Source organism: Myxococcus faecalis, from assembly GCF_050039385.1.
GTDB classification, from domain to species: domain Bacteria; phylum Myxococcota; class Myxococcia; order Myxococcales; family Myxococcaceae; genus Myxococcus; species Myxococcus fulvus.
The window spans coordinates 4,925,443-4,942,775 of the sequence record NZ_CP144336.1 but is presented as its reverse complement, the minus strand read 5'-3'; the positions used below and the strand labels follow the sequence as shown (position 1 = coordinate 4,942,775).

Sequence of the window (17,333 nt, the reverse complement as noted above, 5' to 3'; positions counted from 1 at the left end):
ACCCCTCCCCTCCCCCACCGTGCTCAGGGGTTCAGCGCCTTCCACTTCCTGGTGGGTTCCACGAGCAACGAGGCCCGGACTCGGTGTCGAGCGCGGGGCCCTCGAGCGCCCGTTGAATGGCGCGCTCGAAGACCTTCATCCGCCGGGAGATATCCATCTTCCAGGACGTCGCGGGTCGAGGAGCGCGGCCCGCATCTTCCGGGACGCATGGTGACAACCCTGCGTCACCGAAACGATTCCGAGCTCCGCGGGTGGATGGGAAAACCATCAGTACCGTCGCTCAGACGGAGTCGACGACATCTCCGTGGCACGCGATGCAACCGGCCAACGTGACGTTCGTCGTGAGCCCCCCTACCGTGTCGAGGACGAGCGGGAAGCGGCTCACTCAAGAGGGAGCCTTCTCCCCTCCCCTGCCCTACCGCCGCGCGAACACCGCGACCTGACGCTCGGCGCCGGAGAACGGCAGCCGGTACGCACGGGCGGACACCACGCGCAGCTCGCGCTCCTCGGCGCGCGCCGCCAGCTCCACGTCCGTCTGCGCCTTGCCGAGCATCGCCACCACGCGCCCGCCCTCCGCCACGTACGCGGGCGCCAATCCCAACCAATCCGGCAGGTCCATGAACGCGCGCGCAATCAGCAGCTCCGCGCGGGGGATGCCCTCCGTCTCCGGCTGTCCCTCCGCGCGCGCATGCAGCCCGCGCACGCCCTGCAACCGCAGGCTCGCCGCCGCCGCCTTGATGAACGCGACCTTCTTGCCCACCGTGTCCACCAGCGTCACGCCGAGCGACGGCAGCGCAATCTTCAACGGCAGTCCCGGGAAGCCCGCACCCGCGCCCAAATCCAACAGCGACGCCGCGCCCGTCACCTCCGGCAGCACCGCCAGCGAGTCCAGGAAGTGCTTCTCCAGCACCTCCTCCGGCGCGGTAATCGCCGTCAGGTTCACCTTGGCGTTCCACTTGAGCAGCTCCGCCATCAGCTGCTGCAACCGGGGCCCCACGTCCTGCCCCACCGACACGCCCAGCGCCTGGCAACCGGATGCCAGCAGATCGTCGAACCGCGTGTTATCCACAGCCCCTCCACAGCCGGCGGAGTCTCAACCCCCCGGAATCATTCAGGGGATTTTCATCCCCAAAGTTTCCCACACGTTATCCACACCCCCAGTCCTGATCACTCCAGGGGGTGTCCGTCCCCGCCGCCCGAGGGCCCCGAGACGCGCTTGAGCGCCACCAGCAGCAGGGACACCGCGGTGGGTGTCAGCCCTGGAATCCTCCGGGCCTGCCCTACCGTCGAGGGCCGGTGCGAGGCCAGCTTCTCCGCCGCCTCCTTGCTCAGCCCCCGCACCTCGCCGAAGCGGAAGCCCTCCGGAATCCGCCACCGGTCCGTGGCCTCCGACTCGCGCGCCGCCGCCCGCGCGGCCTGGGCGATGTAGCCCTCGTACTTCACCTCCACCTCCACCTCCTCGGCCACGTCCTCCCCCACCGAGGGCCAGTCCGCCCTCCCCTCCCCCAGCGCCAGGTACGTCACCTCGGGCCGCTTCAGCCTCGCCGCCAGGCCCGTGCGCTTGAGCCGGGTGACCTCCTCCGTCACCGCGCGCTGCCGTGCCTCGGCCCGCTCCAGCGCCTCGCGCGGCAACAACCCCACGCGGTGCCCGTGACGCGCCAGCCGCAGGTCCGCGTTGCCCTCGCGCAGCTTGAGCCGGTGCTCGGAGCGGCTGGTGAACATGCGGAACGGCTCGTCCACGCCCTTGGTCACCAGGTCATCCACCAGCACCGCGCCGTGCGCCTCGTCGCGCCCGAGCACGAGCGCCGGCTCGCCCTTCACCCGCAGCGCCGCGTTGAGCCCCGCCCACAGGCCCTGGAAGGCGGCCTCCTCGTAGCCGGAGGTACCGTTGAGCTGCCCCGCGAAGTACAGGCCCGCGACGGACTTGGTCTCCAGCGTGGGGTGCAGCTGCGTGGGCGGCGAGTAGTCGTACTCCACCGCGTAGCCGAAGCGCACGACCTCCACCTTCTCCAGCCCGGGGATGGTGCGCAGGAAGTCGAGCTGCACGTCCGCGGGCAGGCTGGTGGACAGCCCCGCCGGGTACACGAGCGGGGAGTCCGGCCCCTCGGGCTCGAGGAACACCTGGTGCCGCTGGCGGTCCGCGAAGCGCACCACCTTGTCCTCCAGCGACGGGCAGTAGCGCGGGCCCCGGCCGACAATCTCCCCCTGGTACAGCGGCGAGCGGTGCAGGTTGTCGCGCAGCACCCGATGCGTCTCGAGCGTCGTCTGCGTCATGCCGCACGTCACCTCGCGCTGACGTGGGAACGGCACTCCGGAGGCCTGCTCCACGCGCGTGCGCCAGGAGAACGGGCGCGGCGGGAAGTCACCGGGCTGCGGCTCCACGCGGTCCCAGTCGATGCTCGCGCGAGCGAGCCTGGCCGGCGTCCCCGTCTTGAAGCGGCCCAGCGTGAAGCCCAGGCCGCGCAGCGAATCCGACAGGCCCTTGGCCGCGTCATCCCCGAGCCGTCCGCCGACCTCCTTCTTCTCGCCCACGTGCATCAGCGCCTGGAGGAACGTGCCCGTGGTGAGCACCACCGCGGACGCGGCCACGTCGGTGCCGTCGCCCATCCGCACGCCCGTCACCCGGCCACCCTCCGTCACCAGCGCGGAGACTTCGCCCTCGCGCACGGTCAGGTTCGGGGTGTGGAAGAGGACGTCCTGCATCAGCGCGGCGTACTGCTCGCGGTCGCAGAGGATGCGCGTGGCCTGGACCGCGGGGCCCTTGGAGGCGTTGAGTATCTTGAAGTGCGTGCCGGCCAGGTCCGCCACGCGGCCCATCTGTCCGCCGAGCGCGTCCAGCTCGCGCACCAGGTGGCCCTTGGCGGTGCCGCCCACGGCGGGGTTGCAGCTCATCACCGCGGAGCGCTCGCGCTTCAGCGTCACGGCCAGCGTCGAGAGTCCCAGCCGCGCGCACGCGAGCGCCGCCTCGCTGCCGGCATGGCCCAGGCCCACCACGATGACGTCGTACCGGAGTCCCATCGCTCACGAGGGTCGCCGGAGGGCCACCGGGCCTGACCGGGCCCGAGCATTCCGTCATGGCGCCCCGAGCACCCTGGCTCCGGGCGCGCCGCGACCGTGCGTGTCCGTATGTCTCCGGCGGACGCCCTTGGCAAGCAAAGGGAAGGTTTACGGGAGCGCGCGAGGCGGGCAGTGGGAGGGGTTGAGGAGCTGCCTGCCTCGCGCGCACCGGCCATCCTCCGTGAGGTTCAGTCCCGTACGACGGGCTTCCCCCCTCGGCCTGGATGGCGAATCCAAGAATGTCGGGCGGGCCTCCTCGGGCTCGCCGGTCCTGCTGCCAAAGCGCCTCGCGTCCCCGCGCGGTCGCTCCAAGTCCCCCTCTTCACGAGGAGGGCCCATGCCCCCTCGGTGGTTCGTCGCCCCTACTGGCGTCGCACACACGGAGGGCGGGCCTTGGCCGTGCGGTGAGGGCGCTACGGAGAGCTCGAGTCTCTTGGGAGGCCCTGCTCCCCCGTGTGCGCGACGGGGATATGAATAACCGGAGGGTCTGACATGCCGGCTTCCGCCGGGCGGGGCTCCTGGGGATGGAGGTGGGAGGCGGGCGCTTCCCCGGAAGCCGGCCCTTGGGAGGCTGGGATTGTTCGCGGCGGGGAACACACCGTTGACGGTGGGGAGTGCTGGTCAGCCGACGTCCACGCCGCTATCCACACCGCTCACGATGAAGCCGCTCCGAAGTCCTCCCCGACACGTCGTCCCCCGCGCCGCGCGCGAGCGACCGTGCGAGGCCCGGAGCCCCGATGGACGCGCACGCCCCACGAGGGCGCGCCTCACGCTCGAGTTGGCATGAACCCGCTCACCAAGAAGTCGCCCCCTTCGGGCACGCTGTCGATGGAGCTGCTGCTGGGGACGCTCACCGCGTTCGCGCCGCTGTCCATCGACATGTACCTGCCGGCGCTGCCGCGCATCGCGGAGGACCTGCACTCGTCGGCCTCGGTCATCCAGCTCACGCTCGCCTCGTGCTTCGCGGGGCTGGCGCTGGGGCAGCTCTTCACGGGGCCGCTCATCGACCGCTTCGGACGCACGCGGCCCTTGTACGTGGGACTGGCGGTGTACGTGCTGGGCTCGCTGGGCTGTGCGCTCGCGCCCTCGGCGACGGCGTTGGTGGCGATGCGCTTCTTCCAGGCGTTGGGTGGGGCGGTGGCGCTGGTGGCGCCGCGCGCGGTGGTGCGCGACCTGTGGTCCGGCGCGGACGCGGCGCGGACGATGTCGCGGTTGATGTTGGTGGTGGGCGTGGCGCCGGTGCTCGCGCCGCTGTTGGGAGGGCTGGTGCTTCAGTACACGAGCTGGCGCGCCATCTTCGTGTTGCTGGCGGGCATCGGCGTGGTGGCGCTGGTGGCCACGGTACGCGTGTTGCCTGAGACGGCGCCCGCGCACTCGGGGCCGCGCAGCGTGCGCTCGCAGTTGGGGGCACTCTTGAAGGACGCGGACTTCGTCGGCCCGGCGCTCGCGGGCGGCTTCGCGTACGCGGGGATGTTCGCGTACATCGCCGGGTCGCCCTTCGTGTTCATCACGCTGCATGGTGTTCCGGAGCAGGACTTTGGTTGGTTCTTCGGCGCCAACGCGGTGGGGCTGGTGGCCATGGCGCAGCTCAATCGCAAGCTGCTCGGCGTCATCCCGTTGCACCGGATGCTGCGTCTGGCATTGACGTGGTGCTGGCTCACGGCGCTGGTCGTCCTCGCCGTGACGTGGAGCGGGGCAGGAGGCCTGTGGGGACTGGCGGCCGCGCTGTTCCTGTTCGTCCCGACGATTGGCCTGGTGGGACCCAACTCGGTGGCCATCGCGCTGGAGCGGCATGCCGCGCACGCGGGGCTCGCGTCCGCGCTCCTGGGCGCGCTTCAGTTCGCCGCGGCGGCCACGGCGTCGTGGGCGGTGAGCGCGCTCGATGACGGCACCGCGCGTCCCATGGGCGGGGTGCTGGCGGCGGCGGCGACGCTCGCGTGGCTGTGCGCGTTCCTGCGGCATCGCTCGGGCGCGGCGAAGCCGGAGCCCACCGTGGCGGCGTGAGCCCGTAGCCCGCACGGGACACGGGCCCGTCGCAAGAAAGCTTCACCTGAAAAGGCTAACGTCGCGTGTGGACCGCCGGGTTCCCGCACCGACGTGGGTCCGCTCCTCCATCCGCCTCGCGGGAAGAGGTGCCAGTTCATGGACAAGAAGGACAGGCTCGACCGCTCGTGTCTGCCGGAGGGCGTCTCATTCGACCGCAAGGAGGGGCTCTATGCGGTGCTCGGTCCGGAGGACCGGGTGGTGCATCTGGGAATCTACGAGGACGGGCAACGCAAGCCCGGGACCTGGGCCCTGGATGTGGCACCGGATGGGAGCTGGGCCCGCGTGGAGAGGAACACGGTCCACGAATGGGACCGCTCCGCTCCGGGCCTTCCCTATGACGAGGAGAAGTCACTGGCGGCCTGGGGTGTTCCGTGGCTCCGCACCATCGCCAGCGAAATGCAGGGACCGCGTCCCGGCATCAACCTCCAATGCTCGTTCTGCGAGAAGTACTTCCGCGAGGTGAGGCATCTCATCGCGGGCATCAACGTGAAGATCTGCGACGAGTGCGTGGGCCTGTGCAACGACATCATCCAGAAGGAGAAGCAAGACGCCTCGAAATAGGACGGTGTCGAGGTCCGCCTCCACGCCGCTCCTGATTCACGCCACGCGGACATGAAAAACCCCGAGGCGCCGTGCTGGCACCTCGGGGCGGGTGACGCGAGAGAGCGAGTCGTCAGGTCATCACTGCGCTACCGGGACCTTGGCCTTCTTCTCCGCGCCGACGAAGTCACCGGACTTCACCTGGGTGACCTTGGTCCAGTCCACGTGTCGCGCCATGGCCTGGCGCACGTCCTCCGGCTTGAGCTTCGCGAGCTTCTGCTCCAGCTCCGCGTCGAACGCGAGCGTGCGGCCCAGGTACAGGTAGCTGGCGAGCCTGCGTGCCAGGCCCCCGTCCTGCGCGCGTCCCGCCTGACGGTACTCGAGCAGACCCGCGCGGGCCTTCTCGAGTTCCTCGGCGGAGTAGCCCTTCTGCAGCGCGCTGGTCACCTCTTCACGCATGGCCAGCTCCAGCCGCGACGCGTTCTCCGGCGCGTAGATGGCATACGTGATGAACGTGCCCACCGCGTCGATGTCACCGGGGTTCAGGCTGCTGGCGACGCCGTAGGACAGGCCATCCTTCTGACGGATGCGCGTGGCCAGCCGCGAGTTGAGGAAGCCGCCACCCAGCACGAAGTTGCCGAGCATGAGCGCGGGCCAGTCCTCGTCCTGGTCACGCAGTTGCAGCGTCTGTCCCGCGTAGTAGTACGCGTTCGCCTTGTCCGGCGTCTCCAGGACCAGGGCCTTGGCGCCCACGTCGTTGAACACCTCCGGCACGCGCTGGTACTGCGTGGGGCTCTTCCAGCCGCCGAAGAGCTTGCTCGCGACGCCCGTCAGCTCCTTCGGGTCGAAGTCACCCACCACGGCCAGCTCCGCGTTGGAGCCGCCGTAGAACTGCTTGTGGAAGGCGCGCGCCTGCTCGAGCGTGGTGTTCTTCGCGCCCGCGATGCGCTCGTCGAGCGTGGGCACGTAGTACGGGTGGCCCTTCGGGTAATGGCCCGACAGCGTGCGCCAGAAGGCGATGCTGCCCTGGGTCTCCGGCTCGCTGCGCTGGGCCTCCAGGTCCGCCAGGCGCTCCTGCTTGAGCAGCGCGAACTCCTTCGCGTCGAACGCGGGCTGGCGCAGCACCTCCGCCACCAGCTCCAGCACCTTGGGGAGGCTGGCGCGCGGGCACTCGATGTTGGCCGTGGCTCCGGACAGGCCACCGTCCACGCTCACGCGGGCCTTGAGCTTGTCGAGTTCGTCCTGCAGCTGCGAGCGCGTGCGCTTCTGGGTGCCGCGCATCAGCATGCGGCCCGTGTACGCCGCCGCGTCCGCCTTGCCGCGCAAGCTGGCCTCGGTGCCCCAGTGGAAGGACAGCGACGCGTTCACCATCTCGCCGCGCGTCTTCTTGGAGAGCAGCGCGTACTTCATGCCGCCGGGCAATTCACCGCGCTGCACGCGCGCCTCCACGTTGGCGGGGGAGGGGTCGAACGCCTCGCCCTGCGTCACGGCGGCGCGGCCCTTGTAGCCCTCCAGCACCTTCGCCAGGTCCACCGGCGCCGGCATCTCCGAGCGATCCGGCTTCGCCGTCGGCACGAACGAGCCCATCGTCCGGTTGGAGGACTTGAGGTACGTGGTGGCGACGCGGGTGACGTCCTCGGGCTTCACCGCCTCGATGCGGTCGCGGTGCAGGAACATCAGGCGCCAGTCGCCGGTGGCGGCCCACTCGGACAGGCCGATGGCGGCGCGCTCGGAGTTGTTGAGCGTCAGCTCCATGATTTTGAGGAGCGTCGTCTTCGCGCGGGTGACCTCCTCCTCGGTGAAGGGCTTGCGAGCGGCCTCCTCCACGTTCTTGATGAGCGCCTCGCGCGCGGGGCCCAACGGCTGGCCTTCGCGCAGCTCCGCGCTGAAGCCGATGACGCCCGGGTCGCGGAACTGGAGGTTGTACGCGGACACCTTCGCGACCTTCTTGCCCTCCACCAGCGACTTGTAGAGCCGGCCCGAGGGGTTGTGCCCCATGGCGAGCGTCAGCACGTCGATGGCCGCGAAGTCCGGGTGGGCGCCCTCGGGTACGTGGTACACGCTGGCGAGCATGGGGTTGTCGCCCACGCGGCGCAGCGTCACCTCGCGCTCGCCGTCCTGGGTGGGCTCGGCGGTGTACGTGGCGGGCACGGGCTCGGCGGGCTTCTTCAGCTTGCCGAAGGTGTCCTGGATGTAGCCCAGCGCCTTGGCCTCGTCGAAGCGGCCGGCGACGACGAGCAGCGCGTTATCCGGGCGGTAGTACTTCCGGTAGAAGGCCTGGAGCCGGTCGATGGGGACGTTCTCCAAATCCGAGCGCGCGCCGATGGTCGACTTGCCGTAGCTGTGCCAGATGTACGCGGCGCTGAGCACGCGCTCCTGGAGGATGCTGCCCGGGTCGTTCTCACCGGACTCGAACTCGTTGCGGACGACCGTCATCTCGCTGTCGAGGTCCTTCTTCGCGATGAAGCTGTTGACCATGCGGTCGGCTTCGAACGAGAGCGCCCACTGGAGGTTCTCGTCGGTGGCGGGCAGGGTCTCGAAGTAGTTGGTGCGGTCCAGCCACGTGGTGCCGTTGGGCCGGGCGCCGCGCTCGGTGAGCGCCTGGGGCACGTTCTTCGTGGTGGGCGTGCCCTTGAACAGCAGGTGCTCGAGCAGGTGCGCCATGCCCGTCTCGCCGTAGCCCTCGTGCTTGCTGCCCACGAAGTACGTCACGTTCACGGTGACGTTGGGCTTGGTCGGGTCGGGGAAGAGCAGCACGCGCAGGCCGTTGGGCAGGCGGTACTCGGTGATGCCCTCCACGCTCGTCACGGGAGAGAGCGAGCCGGCCTTGGGGGCGGGGGCAGCGGCCTTCGCGGCGGGGGCGGGGGCCTTGGCGGCGGAAGGGGAGGGGGCAGGGGCTTGGGCCCAGACGGGCTGGCTGGCCACCAGCATCAGGGGCGCCAACAGGGAAAGCGGGGTACGACGCTTCATGCGGTCCTCGCGGGTCTTCAGGAAGTGCACGGCGCTTCTAACCCGGCACACCCCCTCCGCCATCCCGGAAGCCAGCACTTCCTCCAGGAAGGCGTCCTCGGTGTGACAGGCGAGGGGGCGCGCTCCGGGGGTTCGCGGCGGGTTCGTCGCGATTTCCGGTGACTACCCTTGAGGTTGTCTACCGCTTTTCCTCCATGTCAGGTTGGCTTGGTAGGGTGCCTTCCACCTGGAAAGCGACATGGGGTCGCTCGAAGGAGGACGTCGAGATGGCGCGCAATGACGGTGGGGGACTGGGGCCGATGTACCAACGGGAGATGGAGGAGTTGAAGGAGCGCCTGCGCAAGGCGCACGAGGACTCGCTCGCGGCCATCGCGAAGCTGTCGCAGCACATGGACAGGACGCGGGTGAACCTGGACGCGCTGGACCGGAGCCACGCGGACTTCAGGCAGTCATTCCAGGCGGTGCAACGGGAGTACGGCGAGCTGAGGGAGATGGTCCACGAGCATCACGTGGTCATCGGGGAGACGCGACAGGAAGTCAGCGGACTGAAGGGCGACGTCGGCGGGCTGCAGCAGGACGTCAAGGAGATCCGGGTCGACGTCCATGAACTGAAACAAGACGTGGCTCTGCTCAAGCAGAGGGTGGAGGCCTTGGAGGTGAAGGTCCACGCCCTCGAGCGGAAGATGGAGGTCGTGCATGCACGACTGGAGGGCATCGACAGAAGGCTCGATGCCATCGACTCCCGACTCGGCATCCTGGAGACCGGGTGTCAGGCCATGGAGGTCAAGCTCCAGCGCTCGGACCGCCTCTTCGAGGAGATGAACGAGCGCATGGACCTCTTCTCCCGGGACCTCCGCGTCGTGCGCGCGGGCTTCGAGGAGTCCGTGGAGACGCTCGCGAAGCTCGCCGCGACCATGGGCATCAACGCCTCGGAGATGCGCCGGGGGTTGTTCCACGTCAACGAGAAGGTGTCCCGGCTCTCGGTGGAGCAGGACACCACCAACAAGCGCCTCCAGGCGCACGAGAGCATCCTGACGAAGCTGCTCAAGAACTGACCCCGCGATGACACCGTGAGGGGAACTCCACGCGGTTCCCCTCACGTCGGTGTAGCGTCGCCCCTCAGGTCCGCAAGGGGCGACGCATGAAGCTGGTGCTCATCTCCGATACGCATCGACGACACGAGGAGCTCGAGGTCCCCGTGTGCGACGTGCTCATCCACGCGGGTGACTTCTCCCGCCGAGGCAAGCAGGAGGAGCTGGAGTCCTTCCTCGGCTGGTTCTCCCGCTGTCCGGCACGAGAGAAGGTGTTCGTCGCCGGCAACCATGACTTCATCTGCGAGCGCGACCCGCAGCTGACGCGGAGGCTCGCGCACGAGGCAGGGGTGCACTACCTCGACGACGAGGAGGTGCTCGTCCGAGGCCTGCGCGTCTGGGGCTCACCGGTGACGCCCCGCTTCGGCGGCATGGCCTTCAACCGCGAGCGCGGCGCCGACATCCGCACGCACTGGGACCTCATCCCCGAGGGGCTCGACGTGCTCGTCACGCACGGTCCTCCCAAGTGCCTGGGGGACCGCACGTTCCTCGGCGCGCACGTGGGCTGCGAGGACCTGCTCGCCCGCGTGAAGCAGGTCCGTCCGCGCCTCCACGTCTACGGACACATCCACGAGTCCCCGGGCGAGCAGTCCCTGCCCGACGTGCCGACACGCTTCCTCAACGTGTCCAACTGCCACCTGCACCCCTTCGGCATCCGTCCGCCGGTCGAGGTAGAGCTGGACGCGCTGCCCTAGGACGCGCGCTGTCCCCGGAGGAAGTCCTCCACCTCGCGCACCTCGTCGGCCGTGAGGCGGAAGTCCCCGGCCTGGATGAAGCCATCCACCTGCTCGGCGCTGCGCGCGCCGACGATGGCGCCGGTGACGACGGGGTTTCGCAGCGTCCACGCGATGGCCACCTCCGCGGGCGAGCGTCCATGTCGCTGGCCCACCTTCCGGAGCAGCTCCACCAGCTCCAGGTTGCGCGTCAGCTTCGGCTCCTGGAAGTCGGAGCTCTTGCGGCGCCAGTCGTCCTGGGGGAAGGCCGCCACGCGCTCGCGGGTCATCGCGCCCGTCAGCAGGCCGGAGGCCATGGGCGAATAGGCAATGACGCCAATGCCGTGCTGCTCACAGAAGGGCAGGGTGTCCTTCTCGATGTCGCGGTGGATGAGGGAGTAGGGCGGCTGGAGCGACGTCGGCGGCGCGATGCCCCGGATGCGCTCGAGCTGCTTCGGGTCGAAGTTGCTCACGCCCGCCCAGCGAATCTTCCCCTCGCGCTTCAGGGCCTCCATCGCCTTCCAGCCCTCTTCAATCTCCTCCAGCGACTCCACCGGCCAGTGGAACTGGTACAGGTCGATGGCGTCCACCTTCAGCCGGCGCAGCGAAGCCTCGCACTCGCGGCGCACCGAGTCCGCCTTGAGCACCTTGGAGATGCGCCCCTGCGCGTCCCAGACCATGCCGCACTTGGTGAAGACATACGGCCGCTGACTCCGGCCCTCGAGGGCGCGCGCGACCACCTCTTCCGAGTGCCCCAGTCCATACACCGCGGCGGTGTCTATCCAGTTGATGCCCGAGTCCAGCGCGCGCCGGATGGCCTCGATGGACTTCGCGTCGTCCTGCGAGCCCCAGCCGAACTGCCAACCGCCCCCCCCAATGGCCCAGGCCCCGAAGCCCAGGGGGGTGATGTCCAGGTCGGATGACCCCAGCTTCCGCGTCCGCATGCGCTCCTCCAAGTCTCGTACGGGCCCGCACCCGGGGCTCGGGCAGCCTGTCACCTCGAGGCCCCTGGAAGAATGGGGATGCGAGGTCCGGGACGCGGGCCCGGGACGAGCGCCCCGTCGCCCGGCCCCTGGAATGTCGCTCGGACGGCGGGGTGACACGAAGCGGCGTGCAAGCATCGGCGCGCTGGCCCGTTAAGTAGTAAGGACCGCTGCAGGATTCGAGTCCCTTGCGCGGACCAGGAGCTTCCTCGGATGAAACGCTTTCTCATCGGCGCGCTGGCCTTCATCGGCGCGATGTCCGTCCTCTTCGTGGTGGGCCTGGTGGCCCTGGTGGTGCTCGCGTCCTCGAGCCGCCCCAGCGTGCCGTCCAACCTCGTGTTGGAGCTGGACCTGTCGCAGCCGCTCGCGGAGAACGTCTCCGCCGACTCGCTGGCCGGGGCCTTCGGCGAGGACCCGCTCACCGTGCGCGACGTGGTGGACGCGCTGGAGAAGGCGGGCGAGGACTCGCGGGTGAAGTCGCTGGTGGTGCGCGTGGGCACCAGCCCCGGCAGCCCCGCGACGACGCAGGAGGTGCGCGACGCGGTGAAGGCGTTCCGCGCCAAGGGCAAGAAGGCCATCGCCTACACGGACTCGTTCGGCGAGGAGGGCAACGCGACGGGCGCGTACTACTTCGCGTCGGCCTTCGATGAAATCTACATGCAGCCGTCCGGCAGCGTGAATGTCATCGGCCTCGCGTTCGAGACGCCCTTTGCGCGCGACGCGCTGGCGAAGCTGGGCGTCAAGCCGCGCTTCGACAAGCGCTACGAGTTCAAGAACGCGGTCAACAGCTACACGGAGCAGGGCTACACGCCCGAGCACCTGCTGGCCACGGAGCGCTTCGCGGGCAGCCTCTACGGGCAGATGGTGCGCGGCATCGCCGAGGGGCGCGGGCTGAAGGAGGAGGAGGTGCGCGCGCTCATCGACCGGGCGCCGCTGCTCGCGCCGGAGGCGGTGGACGGCAAGCTGCTCAACGGGCTGCTCTACCGCGACGAGGTCTACGCCGCGCAGAAGGCCGCCGCGGGCGAGGGCGCGGAGCTGCTGTACGTGAAGAAGTACCTGGAGCGCGCGGGCCGGCCGAACACCACGGGCGACACCATCGCGCTCGTCTACGGCGTGGGCACCATCTCGCGCGGCCGGAGCGACTCCAGCCCGTTCGGGGAGCAGGCGCTCGGCGGCGACAGCGTGGCGGCGGCGCTGCGCAAGGCGGCGCAGGACTCGCAGGTGAAGGCCATCATCTTCCGCGTGGACAGCCCGGGCGGCAGCTACGTGGCCAGCGACACGGTGCGCCGCGAGGTGCAGCGCGCTCGCGAGGCGGGCAAGCCCGTCATCGCCACCATGGGCACGTACGCGGCCAGCGGCGGCTACTACTTCGCCATGGACGCGGACAAGATTGTCGCCCAGCCCGGCACGCTCACGGGCAGCATCGGCGTGTACACGGGCAAGTTCGTCACCGACGGCTTCTGGGAGAAGCTGGGCGTCAACTTCGACACGGTGGCCTTCGGCAAGAACGCCACGCTGGCCAGCTCGGACGCCGACTACACGCCGGAGCAGCAGGCGCGCGTGGACGCGGAGCTGGACCGCATCTACACGGACTTCACCACGCGCGCGGCGAGCGCCCGGAAGATGCCGGTGGAGAAGCTGCAGGGCCTGGCCAAGGGCCGCGTGTGGACGGGCGAGGACGCGCTGGAGAACGGGCTGGTGGACGCGCTCGGCGGCTACCCCAAGGCGCTGGAGCTGGCGCGCGAGGCCGCGAAGCTCCCCGCGGACGCCAAGGTCCGGGTCGAGGAGTACCCGCGCAAGAAGAGCCCCGCGGAGGTGCTGTCCTCCATGCTGGGGGAGACGGGCGACAACAGCGACGACGACGCCTCCGCCACCACGTCACTCTCGACGCCGTGGGCGCCGCTGGTGGAGGCCACGCGCGTGGTGCACGAGGTGGGCGTGCGCATGGGTGTCTTCGCACCCGAGCGTGGCTCGCTCCACGCGCCGATGCCCCAGACGCGCTGGTAGTCGTCCGCGACACGTCAGGACATGTCCGCGCGTGCCTCATGGACGCGCGGGCGTGATGCCTGGACGCCTGGCCCCGAGGTGCGTGAGTCCTTCCCGCCTCGGCGCCTTCGCCTCTCACCGCGACAGACCTTTCGTGGACGTGCTCCGTTTCAATTCGAGACGTGACGGCGCGTCATGACGGGTGGGGCATCGGGCCCCTTCCTTGCAGGTGTCGCGGACGTGGAACCATCTGTCGCGGCGGAGCAAGCCGCGCGGGTGGTGCGGGCGTAGAGAACACTCAAGTTTCCGGGACGCATGCGTTCCCAGGGGCAGGGGGCCGCCGTGGGGGGCCTGAGGAGCAAGGCATCATGAAGAAGCGACTGGGGGACATCCTGCTCGAGCGCGGGATGATGGATGCGCTGCAGCTCCACTCCGCGTTGGCGTACCAGCGCAAGTGGGGGGTTCCGCTCGGGCAGGTGGTGGTGGACCAGCGCTTCTGCACGGCGCGGCAGGTGTTGGAGGCGCTGGCGGAGCAGGTGGGGATGCAGACGGTGGACCTGGACGCGCAGCCTCCCGAGGCGGCCCTGGCGCGCCTGATTCCGGAGCGCGTGGCGGAGACACACCGCGTGGTGCCGCTGCGGCTGGAGGGACACGCTCCCCGGGACACGCTGGTGGTGGCCATCGCCGCGCCGGCGAGCCTGGCGTCGGTGGACGCGGTGAAGAGCGTGACGGGGCGGACGCGGGTGGTGGCGAGGCTGGCCACGGACGCATCCATCCGCCGCGCCATCGGCCGGATGTACCGGGGTGAGACGGAGAACGCGCCCCGTCGTCCTGGCATGGAGGGCTTCTCCCTGCCGGAGGCGGACGAGCAGATGCCCATGGTGCTCAGCGGCAGCATGGCGGAGCTGACGACCATGGCGCCGCCGGTGGTGCCCTCCGAGGGTGAGCTGCCCTTGTTGTCCTCGCTGGAGGAGGAGACGGCGCGGCCCCGGCCCGTGGTGGCGGCGGTGCCCCGGCCTCGCACGCCGTCCCAGACGAAGCTGCCCACGGTGACGGCGGCGCCCGCCGAGGCGCTGGCGCAGGTGCTGGTGTACGGCTGGGGCGCTCAGGCGGCGTCGGGGCTGGTGCGGGTGCTGACGGGGGCGGGCTTCACCGCGCGGGTGGCGAGCACCGAGGAGCTCCTGGCGTCGAGCGAGGCGCAGGTGGTGGTGGCGCCGCTGCCGTCGCTGGAGGCGCTGGGCCGGAGGGTGGGCGCGCAGGTGGTGGCCGCGGGCAAGACGCCCGAGGTGGACCTGCCCCGGGCGCAGGCGGTGGGAGCGCGGGGCTTCGTGGCCGCGCCCGTGGACGCGGAGCTGCTGCTCAGGACGGTGCGTCGACTGGCCAGTGCGCCCGTCGACGCCACGTTTCTCAGGCGCGCCAGCTGAGGCGCGTGGACCTCACGGCACCGCGGAGAGCATCGCGGAGACGTTGCCCAGGGAGGACTCGGGGAGCCACAGCGACTCGAGCTCCACGGGGGCGGAGGTGAAGGGCTCGGCGCGCACGAGCGCGTCCGAGTCGTAGCAGCCGGTGAGGAGCCAGCCTCGCTTGACGCGCTGGTAGGTCTCCAGCGTGCGCGCGGCCGGGTCCACCAGCCAGACGTGGGAGACGCCCTGGCGCGCGTAGAGGGGCAGCTTGCGCGTGCGGTCCAGGGCGACGGTGGACGGGGCGAGCACCTCGCAGACCCAGTCCGGCGCCAGGGTGAGGAAGGGCACGTCCGGGTCGAGGGGGGACGACACCCGGTCGCGACGCCAACCCGCCACGTCGGGCACGAGCACGTCGGGCCCCAGGCGCAGCTCGGGGGCGCGCAGGAAGCACCAGCGTCCGCTGCCACCTCGGCGCCGGTCGAGTTGCTCACCCAGCTCCACGCCCAGCATGAAGGCGGCGCGGGTTTGAGCGGGCGTCAGCCTGGGAGAAGCCACGAGCTCCTCGTCCAGTATCTCTCCGACCCAGCCCGCGGGCAGGGCCTGGAGCATGGAGTGGTTCGCCAGGTGGATGATGCCTTCCGTCACAGCGCCTCCGAAAGTGCGGCGGTTGAGGGCGGCATTCTAGGGAGGGGTCTGACACGGCCTGGGCCGTGCGGCGGCGCGTCACTTTCCGATGCAGAACCGCTGGAAGATTGCGTCGATGAGCGCCTCGGAAGCGGAGGTTCCGGACACCTCGCCGAGGGCTTCCAGGGACAGGGCCACCTCGCCGGAGACGACCTCCAGGGTGGACAGGCGCGACGCGGCTTCCGCGCGGGACAGCGCCTCGGAGGCGCGACGCAGGGCATCGGCGTGACGCTCGGACACGAGGGCGACCGCCGAGGGCGTGCCGCCGCCCCACAGTCGTGAGAGGAGCGCTTCACGCAGGGTGTCCACGCCCTCGCCCGTGAGTCCGCTGACGCGGAGGCGGGGTGGGGTGCCCCAGGGCGCATCCGCTTCGGACGTGACAATCGATGCGCTCGTGGCAGGAGCTCCCGGAGTCGAACTCGACTCGGACGACGCGGTGCCCGCTGACTCCAGGACAGTGCTGGCACGGGTACGTGGGGCCTTGGCCCTCGAAGCGTCCGAGTGCACATCCGCGACGCGCACCTCGGGCATCACCGAGGACCGCGCCTCGACATCGCACTTGCCGTCGACGCGCAGCACGGGCGTGGCACCAGCCTCGGCGAGCCAGCGCTCCGCGTCCACCTCGGCCGTCCCCGGCGGCAGCACGAGCACGGCCAGGTCCACGCCCGAGAGCAGCTCCCGCGTGCGCGCGATGCCGAGCGCTTCCACGCGCCCCGGCGTCTCGCGCAGGCCCGCAGTGTCGAACAGCGTCACGCCCAGGCCGCTCCACTCGACACGGGCCTCCAGCGCATCGCGCGTCGTCCCGGGCTCGTCGTCCACGAGCGCACGCGCCTCGCCCACCAGCCGGTTGAACAGCGTGGACTTGCCCGCGTTCACCGGCCCGAACAGCGCCACGCGCGCGCCACGTCGCACCAGTCGGCCATGGCCCGCCTCGGCCATCAGCGCGTCCGCCTGCGCGCGCAGCGCCTGGACGCGCGAACCCGCGTCCTCGTCCGCGCCCTCGGCCTCGTCCGGGAAGTTGAGCACGCCCTCCAGGTCCGCGTGCAGCGCGCGCAGCGGCTCCTCCAAAGCACGAACCCGCTCACTCAGCGCCCCGGACAATCCGGCCGCGGCCGCGCGCACGGCGGACTCCGAGTCCGCGGCCACCAGGTCCGCCACCGCCTCCGCGCGCGTCAGGTCGATGCGCCCGTTGAGGAACGCCCGCCGCGTGAACTCCCCCGGCGTCGCCAGCCGCGCGAGCCCGTCCTCCAGCGCGCGCGCCAGCAGGAGCTGCAACAGACGCGGACTCCCATGCGCCTGCAGCTCCACCACGTCCTCGCCCGTGAACGACGCCGGCGCCCGGAAGTACAGGAAGAGCCCCTCGTCCAGCGCCCGCCCTGCCGCGTCCACGAAGGCCGCGAGGTACGCGTGGCGCGGCGTCGGCTCCGCGGGGATGCCCGGCGCCAGCCGACGGCCCACTTCCAGCGCGGCGGGACCCGACAGCCGGAGGATGCCCACGGCCCCCGCGGTGGGCGCGGTGGCCAGGGCGACGATGGTGGGGGAGACGGACGTCATGTCAGCGGAAAACCGGCGGCCGTTCGGCACGCTGACGGGGACTCGCATCCCCGGCAGCGCTCGAGCCAGACCTACCGAGGCCCCATCGGGGGCGTGGAGCCACGGGCGGCCTTCTCGACGGCCTCGCGGTTCTCCTCGATGTACTTCTCCACGGCCGCGTCCTCGATGTCCAGGTCCCGGAGCACGCCCGGGTAGACGAAGCGGAAGGCGGGGGACTCCTCATCGCCGCGCAGGCGGAAGCTCATCTTCAGCACCGCCGCGCCGTACAGCTTGTCCTTGAGACCCTTCGCCTTGCCCATGCACGCC

Annotated in this window: 13 protein-coding genes; 6 read left to right on the top strand and 7 right to left on the bottom strand. The window is 70.5% G+C overall.

Features of this window, described 5'->3' with window-relative positions; all coding sequences use genetic code 11:
- Positions 1 to 415: 415 nt before the first annotated feature.
- Complete coding sequence (gene rsmG, locus VZQ01_RS19760) at positions 416 to 1,069, bottom strand: 16S rRNA (guanine(527)-N(7))-methyltransferase RsmG (protein ID WP_408888575.1); 654 nt, start codon at positions 1,067 to 1,069, stop codon at positions 416 to 418.
- 98 nt (positions 1,070 to 1,167) lie between these two features.
- Positions 1,168 to 3,018 carry a tRNA uridine-5-carboxymethylaminomethyl(34) synthesis enzyme MnmG gene (mnmG, locus tag VZQ01_RS19755; protein ID WP_267698625.1) on the bottom strand — a complete coding sequence of 617 codons (1,851 nt, stop codon included), beginning with the start codon at positions 3,016 to 3,018 and terminating at the stop codon, positions 1,168 to 1,170.
- Between the two features lie 822 nt (positions 3,019 to 3,840).
- Between mnmG and VZQ01_RS19750 the strand changes: the two genes are divergently transcribed.
- Both VZQ01_RS19750 and VZQ01_RS19745 read left to right on the top strand, forming a co-directional pair.
- Complete coding sequence (locus VZQ01_RS19750) at positions 3,841 to 5,061, top strand: multidrug effflux MFS transporter (RefSeq protein ID WP_223784197.1); 1,221 nt, start codon at positions 3,841 to 3,843, stop codon at positions 5,059 to 5,061.
- A gap of 138 nt (positions 5,062 to 5,199) precedes the next feature.
- A complete protein-coding gene (locus VZQ01_RS19745; protein WP_370640391.1) occupies positions 5,200 to 5,664 on the top strand; it encodes a ClpX C4-type zinc finger protein in 465 nt (154 codons plus the stop codon).
- A 120-nt stretch (positions 5,665 to 5,784) separates the two neighbouring features.
- Here VZQ01_RS19745 and VZQ01_RS19740 read toward each other — a convergent pair whose 3' ends face one another.
- Complete coding sequence (locus VZQ01_RS19740) at positions 5,785 to 8,613, bottom strand: M16 family metallopeptidase (protein ID WP_426748682.1); 2,829 nt, start codon at positions 8,611 to 8,613, stop codon at positions 5,785 to 5,787.
- A 266-nt stretch (positions 8,614 to 8,879) separates the two neighbouring features.
- Between VZQ01_RS19740 and VZQ01_RS19735 the strand changes: the two genes are divergently transcribed.
- Together VZQ01_RS19735 and VZQ01_RS19730 are read left to right on the top strand one after the other, a co-directional pair.
- On the top strand, positions 8,880 to 9,668 hold the full coding sequence (locus VZQ01_RS19735) for a hypothetical protein (protein WP_426748681.1): 789 nt from the start codon (positions 8,880 to 8,882) through the stop codon (positions 9,666 to 9,668).
- Positions 9,669 to 9,754: 86 nt separating this feature from the next.
- A complete protein-coding gene (locus tag VZQ01_RS19730; protein WP_426748680.1) occupies positions 9,755 to 10,399 on the top strand; it encodes a metallophosphoesterase family protein in 645 nt (214 codons plus the stop codon).
- Here VZQ01_RS19730 and VZQ01_RS19725 read toward each other — a convergent pair.
- The gene (locus VZQ01_RS19725) at positions 10,396 to 11,361 is read right to left on the bottom strand and encodes an aldo/keto reductase (protein WP_426748679.1); all 966 of its coding nucleotides are present in this window, start codon (positions 11,359 to 11,361) and stop codon (positions 10,396 to 10,398) included. The two genes, VZQ01_RS19730 and VZQ01_RS19725, sit on opposite strands and share 4 nt — an antisense overlap.
- A gap of 252 nt (positions 11,362 to 11,613) precedes the next feature.
- Here VZQ01_RS19725 and sppA point away from each other — a divergent pair, with 252 nt between their 5' ends.
- Together sppA and VZQ01_RS19715 are read left to right on the top strand one after the other, a co-directional pair.
- Positions 11,614 to 13,407, top strand: a complete 1,794-nt coding sequence (gene sppA / locus VZQ01_RS19720) for a signal peptide peptidase SppA (RefSeq protein WP_426748678.1) — start codon at positions 11,614 to 11,616, stop codon at positions 13,405 to 13,407.
- 347 nt (positions 13,408 to 13,754) lie between these two features.
- Complete coding sequence (locus tag VZQ01_RS19715) at positions 13,755 to 14,810, top strand: GspE/PulE/PilB domain-containing protein (protein ID WP_426748676.1); 1,056 nt, start codon at positions 13,755 to 13,757, stop codon at positions 14,808 to 14,810.
- Between the two features lie 12 nt (positions 14,811 to 14,822).
- On the opposite strand, the gene VZQ01_RS19710 is transcribed toward VZQ01_RS19715, so the two are convergent.
- The 3 genes from VZQ01_RS19710 to VZQ01_RS19700 all read right to left on the bottom strand — a co-directional run bounded on the left by VZQ01_RS19710 (position 14,823) and on the right by VZQ01_RS19700 (position 17,326).
- The gene (locus VZQ01_RS19710) at positions 14,823 to 15,434 is read right to left on the bottom strand and encodes a Uma2 family endonuclease (protein ID WP_223749509.1); all 612 of its coding nucleotides are present in this window, start codon (positions 15,432 to 15,434) and stop codon (positions 14,823 to 14,825) included.
- 78 nt (positions 15,435 to 15,512) lie between these two features.
- Positions 15,513 to 17,027 (bottom strand): tRNA modification GTPase, encoded by a 1,515-nt coding sequence (locus VZQ01_RS19705; RefSeq protein ID WP_426748674.1) that lies wholly within the window; start codon positions 17,025 to 17,027, stop codon positions 15,513 to 15,515.
- A gap of 71 nt (positions 17,028 to 17,098) precedes the next feature.
- The gene (locus tag VZQ01_RS19700) at positions 17,099 to 17,326 is read right to left on the bottom strand and encodes a hypothetical protein (RefSeq protein ID WP_015353650.1); all 228 of its coding nucleotides are present in this window, start codon (positions 17,324 to 17,326) and stop codon (positions 17,099 to 17,101) included.
- Between the last annotated feature and the right edge of the window lie 7 nt (positions 17,327 to 17,333).

Bases quoted from the DNA above. Each gene is read 5' to 3' on its own strand.
- VZQ01_RS19750 (WP_223784197.1), top strand. From the start codon at position 3,841: ATGAACCCGCTCACCAAGAAGTCGCCCCCTTCGGGCACGCTGTCGATG.
- VZQ01_RS19725 (WP_426748679.1), bottom strand. From the start codon at position 11,361: ATGCGGACGCGGAAGCTGGGGTCATCCGACCTGGACATCACCCCCCTG.
- VZQ01_RS19735 (WP_426748681.1), top strand. From the start codon at position 8,880: ATGGCGCGCAATGACGGTGGGGGACTGGGGCCGATGTACCAACGGGAG.
- VZQ01_RS19705 (WP_426748674.1), bottom strand. From the start codon at position 17,027: ATGACGTCCGTCTCCCCCACCATCGTCGCCCTGGCCACCGCGCCCACC.
- mnmG (WP_267698625.1), bottom strand. From the start codon at position 3,018: ATGGGACTCCGGTACGACGTCATCGTGGTGGGCCTGGGCCATGCCGGC.
- VZQ01_RS19730 (WP_426748680.1), top strand. From the start codon at position 9,755: ATGAAGCTGGTGCTCATCTCCGATACGCATCGACGACACGAGGAGCTC.
- VZQ01_RS19745 (WP_370640391.1), top strand. From the start codon at position 5,200: ATGGACAAGAAGGACAGGCTCGACCGCTCGTGTCTGCCGGAGGGCGTC.
- sppA (WP_426748678.1), top strand. From the start codon at position 11,614: ATGAAACGCTTTCTCATCGGCGCGCTGGCCTTCATCGGCGCGATGTCC.
- VZQ01_RS19715 (WP_426748676.1), top strand. From the start codon at position 13,755: ATGAAGAAGCGACTGGGGGACATCCTGCTCGAGCGCGGGATGATGGAT.
- VZQ01_RS19700 (WP_015353650.1), bottom strand. From the start codon at position 17,326: ATGGGCAAGGCGAAGGGTCTCAAGGACAAGCTGTACGGCGCGGCGGTG.
- VZQ01_RS19740 (WP_426748682.1), bottom strand. From the start codon at position 8,613: ATGAAGCGTCGTACCCCGCTTTCCCTGTTGGCGCCCCTGATGCTGGTG.